We start from the raw sequence: 18,146 nt of genomic DNA on the forward strand, positions 1-18,146 counted from the left end.
TAAAATAGATATGAAAAAGAAAATAATCATTGTAGTAATTGTTGTAGCCGCTATTTTTGGTGGAAAATATTATTATGATATGAATATCAATCATAATTTTGAAACAATTACTGATGGTAAAGTATATAAAAGTGGAGTTATTCCACCAGATGAACTACCAGAATATATTAAAAAATACCATATTAAAAGTGTAGTAGATTTACGTTTTCCAGGAACAGGAGACGATATTAATAATCCTGAAGTTCCAGAAGAGTTAACTGCTGAAAAAGAAGCGATTGCTAAGTTAGATGGGATCAATTATTTTAACAATGGCTCAGACCAAGTTCCTAAAGAGCATAATTTAAAAATGTTTTTTGAAATTATGGATAACCCAGATAATTATCCAGTTTTAATTCATTGTTATCATGGTGTGGGTAGAGCAGAAATGTATTCTGCTATTTATAGAATAGAATATGAAGGAATGAATCCAAATGAAGCCAGACAAAGTACTCGTTTTCTAACAAAATTTAGTTCATTTGATTTAGGAAAACCTAAAGGAGACTATTTATTTAATTATATAAGTAGAAAAGATAGTTTGAAATAAATATCATTTTTATCTTTTAGAAATTTTATTATTACTAATCTGTCTTTGCTGTTTACATTTAAAACGATCCTCAGAAAAATTGCGTAATTTTTGATGTTTGGTTTTCCTGTTTGTCACTCTTTTTCTCCAAAGTTTATAACTCGAATATTGTAATTGGTCTCGCATAAGTTCTTTTGTTTCCATTTCAGAGATACCAAACTGAAAACGGATGGCTTCAAAAGGAGTTCTATCTTCCCAAGCCATTTCAATTATGCGATCTATTTGTTCTGTGGTAAGAGATATAGACATAATATCATTTGTTGCTTATACTATGATTTGTTTTCCTTTAAAAAGTATTAAAATGGTTAATAATAATATTATTGGCTTGAATATCATGCATTAAATGGTATAAACCAAAAAAGGTTCTATTAATATATATAAAATGTTTAGAGCCTCTGTTGCCATTCATATTTCTTAGCTCGGTACTTTTAGAATATCGCTCTCCCAAATCGGCAATTTTTCCAAAAAAAGTTTTGTCAGAAAAATCAAAAGTGTTTTGGTGAAAAGGTTGCGTAAATAAACTTAACATTTCGTGAAATAAATTAGTAAAAAAGTCAATCTCAAAAGCGGTATCTTCGGGCTTTAGAATTTCTAACTCATACAGTTTTTCCTTAAAAATTATTGGATTATCAATGTTTTTCTTTTTGGCTAATTCAAAATAGGGAATGTAAAAATCATTAGGAATTTCTTTCATGCATCCAAAATCGAGCACAATGAGCTTATCATTTTCAGAAACTAAAAAATTTCCTGGATGTGGATCAGCATGTACTTTTTTCAAAACATGAATTTGGTACATATAAAAATCCCACAATGATTGCCCTATTTTGTTTGCGACCTCTTGGTTTGTATTTGAGGCTGTAAATTCAGATAAATGTTTGCCGGTCATCCAATCCATAGTAATAATACGTTCAGAAGAATAGTCTTCATAATATACTGGAAATAAAAGATTGGGCAAATGCTGGCAAGCTTGTGCAATTTCTTTACTTTGTTTTATTTCATTGATATAATCAGTCTCTTCAATTAATTTTTGTTCCACTTCTTTAAAATATTTATCAGAATCTTTTCCCTTAATATTAAACATTTTAATAGCTATGGGTTTTACCAAGGCTAAGTCGGAAGAAATACTAGATGCTATACCAGGATATTGAATTTTTACAGCTAACTTTTTTCCTTTCAATTCGGCTTGATGTACCTGACCAATACTTGCGGCATTTATAGATTCTAAATTGAAAGAATCAAAAATTTCATTGGGGTTTTTACCAAAATATTTTTTGAATGTTTTAAGTACTAGTGGTGCCGATAGAGGAGGAACAGAGAATTGTGAAAGTGAAAATTTTTCAACGTAAGCACTAGGTAAAATGCTTTTTTCCATACTCAACATTTGGGCAACTTTTAAAGCACTTCCTTTCATTTCTTTTAATCCATCATAAATGTCTTCAGCGTTTGAAAGATTTAAGTTTTCTTTAGCTTCTTCTTCTGTTTTGGTTAATTTATCACCATAATATTTTAAATAATTTACACCTACTTTAGCGCCCGTTTGAAGTAGTTTAGAAGCGCGTTGTATTTTAGAAGTAGGAATACTATCTAGAGATTTCATATAGGTAAGTTTTAATTAGGTTGCACCTACATTTTTAGTATTTTAAAGTTGTATTTTTTCTTTCCAAAGAAATTTACCGAAATCGATAATGTTTTTTACTGGAGTTAAATCGATTAAATCGAAACTCGCGTGTACTGATTTTTCTATGAAAATATCTGTTTTTTCAAAAGTAGGTGAGCTATCATCCAACCAAAACTTTAATGTCATTAAGAATTGTACCCAAGCAAATTCAGCAATACTTTTATGTTGGATTTTTTCAATAGTTTCTTGTGGAATTTTTATAGGTTCAATACCCAAAGTTGCAATAAAGTTTTTAAAATCACTTCTTAATAAACTTAGTTTCTTTAAGCTTTTTAAATGGTTTTTTTCTTCTTGTAAAAGATATACGATACAGCTTCTATTAGCGGTTAAATGTTCGAAAAAAGTATAATAAAAACTTAATAATTTTGTTTTAGCATCATAATGTTGATAGTCTTCATTATTTTCCAAGAGACGCAAAGTATTTCCAAAAAGTGAGGTAAAAATATGTGCTTCAATTTGTTCAAAATTGGTAAAAAAAGAATAAAAATCTTTTTCTTCAATTTTTAGATGTTGGCAAAAATGAAAAATAGAGTTAGGTTTTTTGCCTTCCGTTACAACATAGTTAGAATATTCAGTAAGGATATAATCTGAGGAGAGTTTTGTTTTCTTTGCCATAGCCAAATTATTTTACTTCAAAGATACTTATTTCTTGTTTAATTATTGATTTAATTAAGTTAAACAAAGTATAAAATTTAGCTCGATTATAAAAAAAACTCTGAGTTCAACTCAGAGTCATTTTTTTTAAATATTTTATTCCATTGTTTCCTGCATGGTGTGATATACATTCATTACATCGTCATCTTCTTCTATTTTTTCTAATAATTTTTCTACATCAGCAACTTGCTCTGGTGTCAGTTCTTTTGTAACTTGTGGAATACGTTCAAACCCTGAAGATAAAATTTCTAAGCCTCTATTTTCTAATTCTTTTTGAATGGCACCAAAACTTTCAAACGGAGCGTACATAACAATACCATCTTCATCTGCAAAGATTTCTTCTACTCCAAAATCTATCATTTCTAATTCTAATTCTTCTACATCTTGACCTTCAGCTGGAATTCTAAAATTACAAGTATGATCAAACATAAATTCTACAGAACCTTGTGTTCCCATTGTTCCATTACATTTATTAAAATAGCTTCTAATGTTAGCTACAGTTCTGTTATTGTTATCTGTAGCCGTTTCAATAAGAATAGCTATACCGTGAGGAGCATAACCTTCAAACAAAACTTCTTTATAATTTGCTGTGTCTTTATCAGATGCTTTTTTAATTGCCCTTTCTACATTGTCTTTTGGCATGTTTGCAGCCTTAGCATTTTGTATAACGGCTCTTAATCTTGCGTTAGATTCAGGATTTGGACCACCTTCTTTTACTGCGATTACAATATCTTTACCAATTCTGGTAAACGTTTTAGCCATTGCTGACCAACGTTTCATTTTACGTGCTTTTCTAAATTCGAATGCTCTTCCCATTTCTAAATTGTTTTAATCGCAACAAAAATAATTTTTTTACAATCAATATCAAAATTAGTGTAAGAATAAAGCTGAATTGTAAATGATTAAATAAATTTAGTTTTTTAAAAAGGGGTAAAGGGAAGATAAAATGCAAATAATCCATTTTTTTTAAATAATTTTATGGTATTACTAGAAGAATCTATGTAAAACAAAATGGAATGCTAAAAAATATATACAATTTAATCAATTGGTTTTTTAAGAGGCCCAGAGCTTCTGGTTTAATCGTATTTATAAGTCTGTTTATAGTCTTTACTTATATTGCTTTTCAACAATATAAAATAGACAAAGAAAATAGGAGAGTAGAAATGACTACTACATTAAATGCGATTACTCAAAATATTGATCAAACGCTCAAAAATTGTTATACTACAACACTTACATTAGCATTAACTATTGATAATGAAGGAATACCTCAAGATTTTGATATTATTGGAAGAAAATTACTAGAATCAAATAGTAGTATTAATGCCGTTCAAATGGTACCCAATGGGGTTATTAAATATACTTATCCTTTAGCTGGAAATGAAGAAGCAACTGGATTAGATATTTTGAATTCTAAATTGTTAAAGGAAGAAGCATTAAAGTCGATTCAAACTCAAAAAATGTATTTTGCTGGACCCTTTGAGTTGAAGCAAGGTGGGCAAGGAATTGTAGGGAGATTGCCTGTTTATTTAAAGAATAAATTCTGGGGTTTTTCAGCTGTAATTATAAAAATGGATAGGTTGTTAGAAACTTCAGGTATCAATGCTATTAATAGTAAAAATTTCAGTTTTCAGCTTTCTAAAATAAATGCAACTACCTTTGAAGAAGTCTTTTTTTTGCCTCAAACGGTACAGTTTAAAAAAGACAACTATGTAAGTAGTTTTATACCAGATGGCGATTGGAATTTATATGTAATTGATAAAAAAGCAAGTTCATTATTAAATAAATTCGTATTTAATGTTTTTTTAGGATTTCTATTAGCCTTAACATTTACCTTCTTTATTATTTTATTGCTAAAAAAACCAGAACAGTTGCAACAATTGGTACATGAACAAGCTAATAAATTAGTGAGTAGCGAAATGAAGTTTAAAACCATTTTCGAACAAGCGGCTATTGGAATTGCTAATATCGATACAGCAACAGGTAATTTTATAGAAATTAATGAAGAATTTTGTAGGCTTTTAGGCTATACAGAAGCTGAAATGAAAACTAGAAATTTTCAATCCATAACACATCCAGATGATTTAGATCGAGATTTAGGTTTATTAAAGAAAATAAAAAGCGGTGTTATTCAACAATACTCCATGGAGAAAAGGTATTATACTAAAGAAGGTAAAATCATTTGGGTAAATCTAACTGTTGCTCCTTTATTGATAAGCAATAATTCCAACGAGTTTACTTTAATTTCAATTGTTGATGATATTACATTAAAAAAAGAAACGGAGGAATTGATAACTAAGAGTGAGAATCATTTTAAAAGTCTTTTTGACGATTCTCCTTTACCACTAAGAGAAGAAGATTTCTCAAAAGTTAAACTCTATCTCGAAAGAATTAATTTGCTTGGAAAAGAGTATGATTATGTAAATACTTTTTTTGAAGAAAATAGAGACAAAGTAGAAGAAGCGTATTCTTTTATTAGATTAAATAATGTAAACCAAGCCTGTTTGAATTTATATAAAGTCCATTCAAAGCAAGAACTTTTGGAGAACAAGACTACTTTGTTTAACAAGCGAGCATTTGAAGATTTTAAAAATCAACTGATAGCTATAACGCAAGGAAAGAGACAATTCATTTTAGATACTATAATTAAAAATGCCAAAGGAGAATTACGAAATATTGATTTGAGATGGAATGTAATTAGGGGTTACGAAGACTCGTTAAGTAGAATAATAGTTTCTAATGAAGATATTACAGACAGAAAGTTAAACGAAAAAATTATTTTAAGTTCGCAGCAACGCATAGAATCTTTAATAAATACAATTGATGGTATTGTATGGGAATGTGATGCAACTACTTTTGAATTTACCTTTATCAGTAAAAAAGTTGAAAACATCTTAGGATATACACCCGAAGAATGGTTGTCAGACAAAAATTTCTGGAAAGACCATATTTATCATGAAGATAGAGAAGATGTAATTACGCTTTGTGCCGATAAAACGAATAATAATTTAGACCATGATTTTGAATACCGTATGATTACTAAAGATGGTTCTGTAGTTTGGTTAAGAGATATTATTAATGTGGTAACACATAAAAACAAGGCGGTTAGTTTAAGAGGAATTATGATTAATATCACTAAAACCAAAGAAATTGAGAAAGATTTAAATAATTCTTTTAATTTAGTTTCAGAACAAAATAAACGTCTTTTAAATTTTTCATATATTGTTTCCCATAATTTAAGATCACATGCGAGTAATATAACTTCTTTAATCGGTTTGATAGAAACTACCAACGATCAAAATGAAAGAGAAGAAATGTTAGGATTGTTAAAATCAGTGTCAGATTCTCTAAATGAAACCATGACAAACTTGAATGAGGTGGTTAACATTCAAACTAATGTTTCTTTATCTATTGAGAAAATTAATTTAGTGAATTACATAGAAGATACGCTTACGATATTATCAACTAATATAAAAGACAATGAAGTAACTATAATTAATGAAGTATCTCCTGCAATTGAAATAGATTACAATCCAGCGTATATGGAGAGTATTTTATATAATATAATTTCTAATGGAATACGGTATAGTCATAAAGAAAGAAAAGCAATCATAACTATAAAATATTATAAAGAGAAAGAATATCATGTTCTAGAAATTTCTGATAATGGTATGGGTATCAATTTAGAAAAAAATAGAGATAAAATATTTGGGATGTACAAAACTTTTAGTAATAACAGTGATTCAAGAGGTATAGGACTATTTATTACTAAAAATCAAGTAGAAGCTATGGGTGGAAAAATTACAGTTGAAAGTGAACCAAATGTAGGAACAACATTTAAAGTCTATATTTTATGAGTAAAAAATCAATATGGATAATTGATGATGATTCTATTTTTAAGTTTGTCATTCAAAAGTTAATAGCAAAAACAAATTTATTTGATACTGTAAAAACTTTTGCAAATGGGGAAGAAGCTTCTATTGCATTAAAAAATGATTTGGATTTAAAAACCAGATTGCCAGATATTATTCTTTTAGATATAGAAATGCCTTTAATGGATGGTTGGGAATTTATGTCTGAAATAGAAACTTTAACAAAGAAAATAGAAGAAAAAAATATAAAGATTTTTATGTCTAGTTCTTCCATTGCTCATGAAGATAAAATGAAATTTGATAGTAATCCGAATATAAAAGGATATTTAACCAAACCCATTACTTTTGAAGATTTATTACAGATTGCTATGTAACTTTTTAAAATAGAGTTATTATTTCTTCTGTTGCCATTTTTTTTCTTTAATTATGGTATCTAAAATTGTAATTGCTTCTGCTATAATAGCACTAGATTGAATTTCTTCTTCTTGTTTTTTTGAGATTTTATCAAAATAACTATCCACAACAAAATTATCAAGATCATACTTGTTTTTATGGATAGAAAAACTAAATTTCTCTTTTGATAAGAGGCTCACTTTATTAAAAATAGAATTGGTTTCGTTCACATCATTCACTACGCCATTAAAATTTAATAATACTATTTTTTCTTTTTTGGTATTGATATAGTTTTCAATATCTTTATTTATAGCTATAATTTCATTAAAATAGGTGTTATTTTTTATTCTGTTTTTACTTGAAAGTATAGCAAAACTAAAATCGTTATTATAGGGTCTATACCGAGCTTTGGTTTCAATTTCATCATTTTGAAGTACCGTTTTAAATTCTTTTTCTTTTGGAACAATTTGTTCAAATAAATTAGGAATTTCAATGTCTGGAATTATACCTTTTGCTTGATGGCTTTTTCCAGTAATTCTATAAAATTTTTGAATGGTTAGATTCACAAAATCTTTATTTATGTTTGAATCTTGTAAAGGAACAATACTTTGCATAGTAGCTTTGCCATAGGAAGAATTACCCAGTATAATAGCCCTCTTATAGTCTTGTAATGCATTAGCAAATAGTTCGCTGGCTGAAGCCGAAAAACCATTTACTAAAATAATAATTGGCTCATTAAAAAGAACGCCTCTATTATAATCTTTTAAAACGGTTTGATTTTTTTGATTGTCAACAGCTATAGCAATTGGACCACTGTCGATAAACATGCCCGCTAATTTTATAGCTTCATCTACATTACCACCACCATTAAATTGTAAATCGAGAATAAGTCCTTTAATGTTATCTTGCTTTAATTTAATCACTTCCTTAGCAACGTCATTAGATAAATTATTAGAACCATAATCGGATGAGTAAAAACTTGGTATTTTAATATAGCCATAGTTGTTTTCAGTATTTAATACATAGCTATAAGTTGTGTTTTCTAATGATTTCATAACTTTTTTCTCAAGTAATGCACTGTAAATTTCTCCATTTTTTTTTCTAAAAGTAACTTCCAATTGATTGTAGTAATCAGATGCAATAAAGTTTGAAATTTGTTCTATTGAACTACAACTCACGGTATGCTCTTCATCTTTATACCTAATCTTAATGACTTGGTCACCAGATTCAATTTTTTCATTTTCAGATGCAGCACTTCCAGGAATAATTTCGCTAACAAAAACTTCATCATTCTCATTTGCATCGAAAAGGATGCCTAAAGAACTATTTGTTGCATTTACACTAGATAAAAAATTTGATTTGTCATCGTAAGAAAAGTAATCTGTATGGGGATCAAAATAATTACAAAATGATCTAAAGAAGATACTTTTTATTTCCTCTTGAAAAGAAGTTTTATCTCTTAAAAGATTTTGAATTTTACATTTAAAAGTATCAAAAGTTTTGGCTTTTTCAATAGCAGAAAGTTCGTTAAAATGATCTTTTAAAGAGTCAGAATTTTTACTAATTAAAGCTATATTTCTTAAACTCTCATATACAATGAGTTTTTTTAAAATATGTTTAATTCCTTTTTCATCTTTATAAAAACTATTTTCGCTTTTAGTAAAGTAAAGTGTATCATTAGTATTTAAAGAGAAATTTTCATTTTCTAAAAGTTGAATCACTTTTAGTTTTCGTTCTAATCCTTTTTTATAGTACGTTTCAAAATCACCTAGAAAGGAACAGTTTTGATTTAGAATATAATTATCAATTTTATACTTGTGTTTTGATAACCTTTCATATTCTGATTGCAAGAAAATATTTCTTTCTCTGTCTAATTTTTCAATTATAGCATTAAAAACATATAAAGAAAGACTATCATTTACCTGTTTAGGTTGATAATGATAGTCTTGTATGAGCGCATTAATTCTAAAAATTGTTACACAATTTTCTGTTCTACTTTGAGAAAAAATAAAATTCAAAAAGAACAGAAAAATAGATAACGTTATTTTCATCAATAATTTATTTCTTGTAGAAAGGGAGTTTTACCACTTTCGCTTTTACATCTTTATTTCTAATACGGATAAAAATTTCGGAGTCAACCGTAGTTAGAGTTGTAGGAACATAACCTAAACCAATAGCGATACCTAGAGATGGAGACTGAGTTCCAGAAGTTACAACACCTATAATATTTCCACTAGCGTCTGCAATTTCATAATCATGTCTTGGAATACCTCTTTCAACCATTTCAAATGCAACTAATTTGCGAGTAACGCCTTCTTCTTTTTGTTTTTTTAGATTTTCGGAATTGGTAAACTCTTTAGTAAATTTGGTAATCCATCCTAAACCAGCTTCTAATGGAGAAGTGGTATCATTGATGTCGTTACCATATAAACAGAATCCCATTTCTAAGCGTAAGGTATCTCTTGCGGCTAAACCAATTGGTTTTATACCAAAGGATGCACCTGCTTCAAATACTTTGTTCCAAATTTGTTCCACTTGGTCGTTTTTACAATAAATTTCAAAACCTCCAGAACCTGTATATCCTGTTGCAGAAATGATAACATGTTCAAAACCTGCAAAATCAGCTACTTCAAAATGATAATATTTAATAGCAGCTAAATCAATTGAACTTAATACTTGCATTGCCTCAACAGCTTTTGGACCTTGAATTGCTAATAAAGAGTAATCATCAGAAATATTTCTTATTTCTACATCTAAATCATTATGAGCAGAAATCCATTCCCAATCTTTTTCTATATTTGATGCATTAACTACTAGTAAGTATTGTTCTTCTTTGATTCTATATACAATTAAATCATCTACAATTCCACCTTCATTATTTGGTAAACAAGAATATTGTGCTCTTCCAATTTCTAGAACTGATGCATCATTGGATGTTACTTTTTGTATTAATGCTAGTGCATTTTTACCAGTTAATAAGAATTCACCCATGTGAGAAACATCAAAAACGCCTACACCATTTCTAACGGTTTCGTGTTCAATATTTACACCTTCATATTGTACAGGCATATTAAATCCTGCAAAAGGTACCATTTTTGCTCCTAAATTTTCGTGAATGTGGGATAAAGCTGTGTTTTTCATCATTTAAATTTTGTGGTGCTAAATTAATTAAAATAACTTGATATAAAAATGCCTGATAAACATATTATTTATCAGACATTTTAAAAATGAGTACCTTAATTTTTCTTTTTCTTTAGCAACTTTTTAGCCTTTTTGGGCGTTATACTCATCTCTTATTTTTTCTTCTTTTTTAATTTCGTTTAAATGGGGTGTAATTTCTTTTTCAATATCTTCTTCGGAGAAAGCAAGTAATTTTGGATTACTTTTCAAAGCTAACCAAGGTTTTTGTGCTTTAAAATCATACTTTCCAAATATGATAACTGGTGTGCCTTTAATTTTTACAACATCGTTATTTTCCAAAACCCATTGGTCTGCAAAATCATAAAGCATCTTGGCATCCTTTTCAAGCAAACGCATGCAAGAATGAGAAGCTGGGTAACCTGGTAATTCATATTGATGAAAACCAACACCTAAATTATTTGCTACATTGAAGTTCCATTTTAATAACCATTCGTCATTTACAGTACTAGTAGTTTCTTCTGCTTTCCAGTTAGTAAAAAATAAACCAGTAGGAGTGAGTGCTGTTTCTTTACCCATATTAGTAGGCCCTACATGGGTTAAAATACCATATTCATATGTAGCAAAAGTTTCTGTTGGATAAGAAAAAAAGATGATTTTTTTTATGGAATCTAAAGCTTTTACTTCGAAAGGATAAGGCATATAAAATTCCAAGTCACCAGATAAGTCGGTAGGTAATAAAATCGAATCTGCTTTTTTAAGGTGTATTTTATCCATTCTATTTACAGCTAAGATAATATCTTGTTCTTTAGAAGACAGTGAGTCAAAATGTATTTCTTTTGAACTAATATAAGAATAGGTAAAATTTTTAGGTTCAATTCTTTCTGGTAATGCTCTTTTTAGCATGGGTTGTTCATTATTTTCTCTATTGCAGGATAATAATAAAAAGAATGTTAGTAGTATTAAGCCAGTAATTCGTTTCATAATTTATTTGTTTACAACTTACTTTCATAGTTTTGAAAGCAATTTTTTTTGATGTTGTAAAATTGAAAAAAATACTGGCTTTGGTTCTTATATTATTTTGTGTAAAATTTATAGAATTATCAGAATTTCAAAAATTACATTAGATAGTCTTTTAATTCTTGATACGTTTTAATTTTAGTACTTTGCTTTTCTTTGTTTAATACACTTTTTATTTGTTCAGGTACTTCTAAATTTATTGATAAAACAGGCTCAACAATGTCTAAAAATTTGATTGGATGTGCGGTTTCTAAAAAGAACCCAACACTTTCTTCCTGAAACTCTAATTCTCTTTTTAAACCTAAATAACCTACAGCTCCATGTGGTTCTGCTATATAATTTGAACTAGAATAAATAGTTTGCATTATTTTTTTTGTTTCTTCATCTGAATAAGAATAGGATGAAAAATCTTTTTCAAATTCTTTTAGATCATTGGCATACATTTCTTGGATTCTAACAAAATTACTAGGATTTCCCACGTCCATTGCATTTGAAATAGTAGCAACAGATGGTTTGGGATCGTAAATGCCATTTTCTAAGAATCTTGGAACTGTATCGTTTGCATTCGTTGTGGCAATGAAATGAGTAATAGGTAATCCCATTTTTTTAGCTAAAATGCCTGCACAAATATTTCCAAAATTGCCACTTGGACAAGAAGATAGAATAGGTTTGTTGTATTTCTTTAATTCTTTATAAGCAAAAAAGAAGTAAAACATTTGGGGTAACCAACGTGCAATATTAATAGAATTAGCTGAGGTTAAATTTTTATGTTTTAAATCGTTGTCTAAAAAGGCCTTTTTTACCATATCCTGACAATCATCGAAAACACCATCAACTTCTAAAGCTATTATATTTTGACCTAATGTAGTAAGCTGTCTTTCTTGAATATCGCTTACTTTTTTGGAAGGGTAGAGGATAACTACATTGACTCCTTTTACTCCTAAGAAACCACTCGCAACGGCTCCTCCTGTATCACCAGAGGTGGCTACTAAAACAGTGTTTTGAGTATCCTTGTCTTTATTGAAATAGCCTAAGCAACGTGACATAAATCGGGCGCCTACATCTTTAAAAGCCATGGTGGGGCCATGAAATAATTCTAAGGAAAATACGTTTTTTTCTACTTCTATTAATGGGAAATCAAAAAATAAGGTTTCTGATATGATTTTTTTTAATTCATTTTCAGGAATTTCATTTCCAATGTAAGGTTGCATTACTTGGAAAGCAATTTCTTCATTAGATAAACTCTCAATGGTTTCAAAAAAGTAAGGGTCTAATTTAGGAATGTTATTAGGGAAATATAGACCTCTGTCAGGAGCTAAACCGTTAATTACGGCTTCTTCAAATGAAACAGAATGTTTTTTATTATTTAGACTATAGTATTGCATGGTAAATATATATTGCTTGTTTGATTTATAATAGTGTAACCCCTTTATCATTCACTCTTGAGAGGTAAACATCAAAAGTTATTTTCGTTTTAGAGTATTCGTTTTTCATTGCAACTGCGACTGTTTCGGCTATTTGTTTGCCTTCACATATTGCGAAAATAGAAGGGCCTGCACCAGAAATACCACAACCTAGAGCTCCTTCTTGTAAAACTATCTCTTTTACTTTGTCAAAATGTGGAATTAAATGTTTTCTAAAAGGTTCGACTACTACATCTTGTAATGAACGTCCAATTAATGAATAATCTTCTGTGTATAACCCCGCAATTAAACCGCCTAAATTTCCCCATTGTGTAATTGCTTTTTGAAACGGAATAGTGGGCTCTAAAACCGCTCTTGCATCAGCTGTTTTTACTTCTATGTGTGGATGTAAAACTACCGCATAGATTTTCTCTGGACTAGTTATTTTAATTACATCTAGAGGGTTGTAACCTCTTACAAGGGTAAAACCACCTAGTAAACAAGGAGCTACATTATCTGCATGTTCGCTACCACTAGCTAAAGCTTCCCCTTTCATCGCAAAATGTATCAACTCTTTTTTAGAAAAAGGTCTTCCAATTAATTCATTTACACCAAAAGCAGCTCCCGCTGCACTGGCAGACGAACTTCCAATGCCGCTTCCTGCTTTTATTTTTTTGTGAATTTCTATAGCTATACCAAAATCAATATCTCTGTTTTCAATTACAGCTAAAGCTGCAACACCAGCAACATTTTTAGACACTTCATAAGGTAAATCAGCCCCTGTTATATTCGTAATTTGTATCCCTTTTGTAGTAATTTTTCGAAAAATCATTTCATCACCAATGTTTTCCAAACACAAACCCATTACATCAAACCCACAATTTAAGTTAGCTATAGTTGCTGGGCAAAATATACGTACTTCCATAAGTCCATTTTTAAACGTTACCAATTCGAATGACATCTGCAAATATTCCAGAAGCGGTTACTGCTGCTCCAGCTCCAGCACCCTTAATTAAAAGAGGTTGGTCTACATAACGATCGGTATAAAATTGAACAATATTATCTTTCCCTTCTAAATTATAAAAAGGGCTTTCAACAGGTATAAATTCTAACCCTACGCTAGCTTTTCCGTTTTCAAATGAAGCGACAAATTTAAGTCGGCTGTTTTTTTCTTTGGCTTGTACCAATAAATTTTCAAAATGAGCATTATACTTAATTAAAGAAGCAAAGAAAGCCTCGTTAGTTGTTGTATTCATGCATTCTTCTGGAAGAAAAGAATTATTTTTAATATCCTCAATTTCCATTTTATATCCACTTTCTCTAATCAAGATAACGATTTTTCGAGCCACGTCAATTCCACTTAAATCAATTTTAGGATCAGGTTCTGTAAAGCCTTGTACTCCAGCTTCTTTAACTACATCATGAAAGGAGTAATTTTCACTAAAATTATTAAAAATAAAGTTTAAACTTCCCGATAAAACGGCTTGAATTTTATGTACTTTATCTCCAGAAGCAATGAGATGTTTTAAGGTGTCAATTATTGGTAAACCTGCGCCTACATTGGTTTCAAAAAGAAAAGGAGCATTATATTTACGCGATAAATTTTTTAAAAGTTTATAATTTTCATATTCAGAGGAAGCGGCAATTTTATTACAAGTTACCACAGCAATATTTTCTTTCAAAAATTGGCCATAAATAGTTGCTACCTCACTGTTAGCCGTAATATCAACAAAAATACTGTTTCTATAATTTAGTGCTTTTACTTGAGTAATAAAAGAAGTAATGTTAGCATTTTCACCTTCATTTAAACACGTTTTCCATTCTTTTAATGCAATTCCTTCCGAATCAAAATACATCTTTCTAGAATTTGACAAAGCGATAACACGAACGTTTAGTTTTAAATTTTCTTTTAAAAACTTCTTTTGTTGGTATATTTGATCGATAAATTTTTCACCTACATTACCCACACCCATTACGAAAAGATTCAACTGTTTCGTATTGTCTTCAAAGAAGCGTTCGTGTAAGGTGTTTAAAGCTTTTCTAACATCTTTTTTTGCGATAACCACTGAGATATTTCTTTCAGAAGCTCCTTGTGCAATTGCGCGAATATTTACATTGTTTTTTCCTAAAGTACTAAACATTTTACCACTTAAGCCTTGATGGTTTTTCATGTTTTCTCCTACTAGAGCAACAATACATAAATCTTCTTCTACGATACAAGCCTCAATTTTATGTTGTGCAATTTCTATTTCAAAAGTAGTGTCAATGGCTAGTTTAGCTAATTGTGCATCCTGATTTTGTATACCAATGCAAATGGAGTGTTCTGAAGAGGCTTGAGTAATAAAAATAACATTAACATTATGATTAGAAAGTGTTTCAAACAAGCGTTTAGATGAGCCAGAAACCCCTATCATGCCAGACCCTTCTACTGTTATTAACGCAATAGATTCTATATGGGAAATTCCTTTTATAGGATTTCCATTTGATTTGGATTGATTTGAAATATAGGTACCTAAAGCATCTGGTTCAAAAGTATTTTTAATCCAAATAGGAATGTTTAAATCTAAAACAGGTTGGATAGTTGGAGGATATAATACTTTGGCTCCAAAATGAGACAATTCCATAGCTTCCTGATAGGTTATAGTAGCTATAGGTTGTGCTTGTTTTACAATTTTTGGATTAGCGGTATACATTCCATTAACATCAGTCCAAATTTCTAAAGTAGCGGCATGTAAAGCTGCTGCTAGTAAAGCTGCAGTATAATCTGAACCACCTCTTCCTAGAGTTGTTGTATTTCCATTAATTGAAGATGCAATAAATCCTGGAAAAACAGTAATATTTGTTTCTTTAGACTTAAAAAAAGTTGAAATCAATTCATTTGTAATTTTAAAATCTACAGTTGCTTTACCAAAATTGGCATTTGTTTTAATGATATCTCGGCTATCCTTAAATGCAGTTAAAAGAATTTCCTTTTGAACAGCAACTGCAATAATTTGAGAAGATAATAATTCTCCAAAACTTAAAATTCGGTCTAATGTTTTAGGAGTTAATTCACCTAATAAAAAACAGCCATCTAATAAGGTTTGTAGTTGATTAAATTCGGTATTTAACAATGTAATTACTTCTTGTTTTTTAGTTGCTTCGATGAGGTTTTCAACTACTTCATAATGTTTCTCTTGAATTTGTTGTTGTATATTTTTATAATTAAGGTCTTTTGTAGCCGCTGTTTTTGAAGCTAAAAGTAATAGATCGGTTACGCCACTAAATGCTGATACTACAACTGCTAATTTGCCTTTTTGAGCTTTTTTAGAAATTATTTCAATTACTTTTTTTATGTTTTGGTCATTGGCAACAGATGTACCACCAAATTTTAATACATTCATGATTGTTTACTTAAATGGAAATACTTAAAGTTTTATTTTTCGAATGAAAAATATATAATATGGGATTATATGTAATTGATTATACCCCGAACGGGGTAATGATTGTTGTCATAACAAAAATGCCAACCGAAAAAATGCCAGTTGAATAGGAAGTTGAATATGTGTTTTTGTTATGTAACATAGTTCAAATATAGAATATATTTTTTGGGCTGAAAAACGAAAGACACATTTTTGCGAAAACTTTATTTTAGTCTATTTAAAAAACTTGAAAAAATGATTTTAATAAATTTGGTACCCAATGATTATCAATATGATAATAAAATAGTAGTTAAAAATGTTGCTTTTTAACATTTGTTTGCAGAATTTTGAACTTTTAAAATCGAAAAATGGAAACAATACATTATATAAGTTCTGATTTACTTTCAATTAATCAAATAGAAAACATAGTTTTACAAGACATGAAATTAGAATTGTCTGAAGAAGCCAGAGCTAATATTGTAAAATGCAGAATGTATTTAGATGATAAATTAAAATCAAATGAAAATCCAATTTATGGTATAAATACTGGTTTTGGTTCTTTGTGTAATGTTAAGATTTCAAATGAGAATTTATCTAAGTTACAAGAAAATTTAGTAAAATCTCATGCTTGTGGAACAGGAGAAGAAGTTCCTCAAGAGATTGTAAAAATAATGTTATTATTAAAAATACAATCTTTAAGTTATGGTCATTCTGGAGTGCAATTAGAAACAGTAGAACGCTTAATAGATTTTTATAATCACGATATATTACCAGTAATCTATAGCCAAGGTTCTTTAGGAGCAAGTGGAGACTTAGCTCCTTTAGCTCATTTATCGTTGCCTTTAATAGGCGAAGGAGAAGTGTATTATGATGGATTTAGACAACCAGCATATAAAGTTTTGGAGAAAATGAATTGGAGTTCAATATTATTGCAATCCAAAGAAGGGTTAGCCTTGTTAAACGGAACTCAATTTATGAGTGCATACGGGGTTTATATTTTAATTAAATCGTGTAAGTTGTCTTATTTAGCCGATCTTATTGGTGCTATTTCTTTGGAAGGTTTTGATGGTAGAATAGAGCCTTTTACAGATTTAATTCATTTGGTTCGTCCACACAAAGGACAAGTGCAAACAGCTGAACGTATTAGAGAAATATTAGATGGAAGTGAAATTATTGCTCAAGAAAAGAAACATGTTCAAGATCCTTATTCTTTTAGGTGTATTCCTCAAGTTCATGGTGCGAGCAAAGATGCATTAGATTATGTAAAAAGGGTTTTTCGTACAGAAATTAATTCAGTTACTGATAATCCCAATATATTTGCGAGTGAAGATATGATTATTTCAGGAGGTAATTTTCATGGACAACCTTTAGCACTAGCATTGGATTTTCTAGGAATTGCTTTGGCAGAAATTGGAAACATATCAGAAAGAAGAACCTATCAATTAATTTCTGGATTGAGAGAGTTGCCAGCATTCTTAGTAAGTGATCCTGGTTTAAATTCTGGGTTTATGATTCCACAATACACCGCAGCCAGTATTGTAAGTCAAAACAAACAATTAGCAACACCAGCGAGTATTGATAGTATTGTATCAAGTAATGGTCAGGAAGATCATGTAAGTATGGGAGCCAATGCAGCGACAAAAACATTACGTATTTTAGAAAATTTAGAGCGTATTTTAGCAATTGAATTATTAAATGCATCTCAGGCAATAGAGTTTAGAAGACCTTTAAAATCAAGCAATTTTATAGAAATGTTTTTAAAATCATACAGAGAAGAAGTTTCTTTTGTAAGTGAAGATAGAATTTTACATTATGATATAGAAAAAACTATTGCTTTTTTACAAAGTTTTCAGGTAGAGGAGGAAGTAATGTAAAGCATAAAATATAAATATGAGTCGTCCTAAAATAGATTGACAAGTTTTACAATAAATTAATTAAAACCAGTGAAGCTAGCTTCACTGGTTT

At 29.5% G+C, this 18,146-nt stretch carries 14 protein-coding genes; 4 read left to right on the forward strand and 10 right to left on the reverse strand.

All coding sequences use genetic code 11. From position 1 onward, the window contains the following. Nucleotides 1-10: 10 nt before the first annotated feature. The gene (locus CX675_RS07915) at nt 11-583 is read left to right on the forward strand and encodes a dual specificity protein phosphatase family protein (protein WP_130734687.1); all 573 of its coding nucleotides are present in this window, start codon (nt 11-13) and stop codon (nt 581-583) included. Between the two features lie 9 nt (nt 584-592). Here CX675_RS07915 and CX675_RS07920 read toward each other — a convergent pair whose 3' ends face one another. The 4 genes from CX675_RS07920 to CX675_RS07935 all read right to left on the reverse strand — a co-directional run bounded on the left by CX675_RS07920 (nt 593) and on the right by CX675_RS07935 (nt 3,770). After that, on the reverse strand, nt 593-871 hold the full coding sequence (locus CX675_RS07920; RefSeq protein ID WP_130734688.1) for a TIGR03643 family protein: 279 nt from the start codon (nt 869-871) through the stop codon (nt 593-595). A gap of 37 nt (nt 872-908) precedes the next feature. After that, the gene (locus CX675_RS07925) at nt 909-2,219 is read right to left on the reverse strand and encodes an AarF/ABC1/UbiB kinase family protein (protein ID WP_130734689.1); all 1,311 of its coding nucleotides are present in this window, start codon (nt 2,217-2,219) and stop codon (nt 909-911) included. Between the two features lie 42 nt (nt 2,220-2,261). After that, nucleotides 2,262-2,915 carry a TetR family transcriptional regulator C-terminal domain-containing protein gene (locus tag CX675_RS07930; RefSeq protein WP_130734690.1) on the reverse strand — a complete coding sequence of 218 codons (654 nt, stop codon included), beginning with the start codon at nt 2,913-2,915 and terminating at the stop codon, nt 2,262-2,264. A gap of 135 nt (nt 2,916-3,050) precedes the next feature. Then, nucleotides 3,051-3,770: a YebC/PmpR family DNA-binding transcriptional regulator gene (locus tag CX675_RS07935; protein ID WP_130734691.1), complete on the reverse strand. Its 720-nt coding sequence runs from the start codon at nt 3,768-3,770 to the stop codon at nt 3,051-3,053. Nucleotides 3,771-3,970: 200 nt separating this feature from the next. On the opposite strand from CX675_RS07935, the gene CX675_RS07940 reads away from it, so the two are divergent. Next, nucleotides 3,971-6,811, forward strand: coding sequence for a PAS domain S-box protein (locus CX675_RS07940; RefSeq protein WP_130734692.1), 2,841 nt, complete (start codon nt 3,971-3,973; stop codon nt 6,809-6,811). Continuing rightward, the gene (locus CX675_RS07945) at nt 6,808-7,200 is read left to right on the forward strand and encodes a response regulator (RefSeq protein WP_130734693.1); all 393 of its coding nucleotides are present in this window, start codon (nt 6,808-6,810) and stop codon (nt 7,198-7,200) included. The genes CX675_RS07940 and CX675_RS07945 overlap by 4 nt, the downstream gene beginning before the upstream one ends. A gap of 18 nt (nt 7,201-7,218) precedes the next feature. Here the strand turns inward: CX675_RS07945 and CX675_RS07950 are convergent, their stop codons facing one another. The 6 genes from CX675_RS07950 to thrA all read right to left on the reverse strand — a co-directional run bounded on the left by CX675_RS07950 (nt 7,219) and on the right by thrA (nt 16,163). Further along, on the reverse strand, nt 7,219-9,270 hold the full coding sequence (locus CX675_RS07950; RefSeq protein ID WP_130734694.1) for a S41 family peptidase: 2,052 nt from the start codon (nt 9,268-9,270) through the stop codon (nt 7,219-7,221). Nucleotides 9,271-9,277: 7 nt separating this feature from the next. Further along, complete coding sequence (gcvT, locus tag CX675_RS07955; protein WP_130734709.1) at nt 9,278-10,360, reverse strand: glycine cleavage system aminomethyltransferase GcvT; 1,083 nt, start codon at nt 10,358-10,360, stop codon at nt 9,278-9,280. Between the two features lie 123 nt (nt 10,361-10,483). After that, complete coding sequence (locus CX675_RS07960; RefSeq protein ID WP_130734695.1) at nt 10,484-11,341, reverse strand: L,D-transpeptidase; 858 nt, start codon at nt 11,339-11,341, stop codon at nt 10,484-10,486. A 134-nt stretch (nt 11,342-11,475) separates the two neighbouring features. After that, the gene (thrC, locus tag CX675_RS07965; RefSeq protein ID WP_130734696.1) at nt 11,476-12,762 is read right to left on the reverse strand and encodes a threonine synthase; all 1,287 of its coding nucleotides are present in this window, start codon (nt 12,760-12,762) and stop codon (nt 11,476-11,478) included. Between the two features lie 25 nt (nt 12,763-12,787). Beyond that, complete coding sequence (locus CX675_RS07970; protein WP_130734697.1) at nt 12,788-13,705, reverse strand: homoserine kinase; 918 nt, start codon at nt 13,703-13,705, stop codon at nt 12,788-12,790. Nucleotides 13,706-13,715: 10 nt separating this feature from the next. Further along, a complete protein-coding gene (thrA, locus tag CX675_RS07975) occupies nt 13,716-16,163 on the reverse strand; it encodes a bifunctional aspartate kinase/homoserine dehydrogenase I (protein WP_130734698.1) in 2,448 nt (815 codons plus the stop codon). A gap of 386 nt (nt 16,164-16,549) precedes the next feature. Between thrA and hutH the strand changes: the two genes are divergently transcribed. Further along, on the forward strand, nt 16,550-18,055 hold the full coding sequence (gene hutH / locus CX675_RS07980; protein ID WP_130734699.1) for a histidine ammonia-lyase: 1,506 nt from the start codon (nt 16,550-16,552) through the stop codon (nt 18,053-18,055). Nucleotides 18,056-18,146: the final 91 nt, after the last annotated feature.

This window comes from Flavobacterium sp. J27 (assembly GCF_004303025.1).
Taxonomy (GTDB): Bacteria; Bacteroidota; Bacteroidia; order Flavobacteriales; family Flavobacteriaceae; genus Flavobacterium.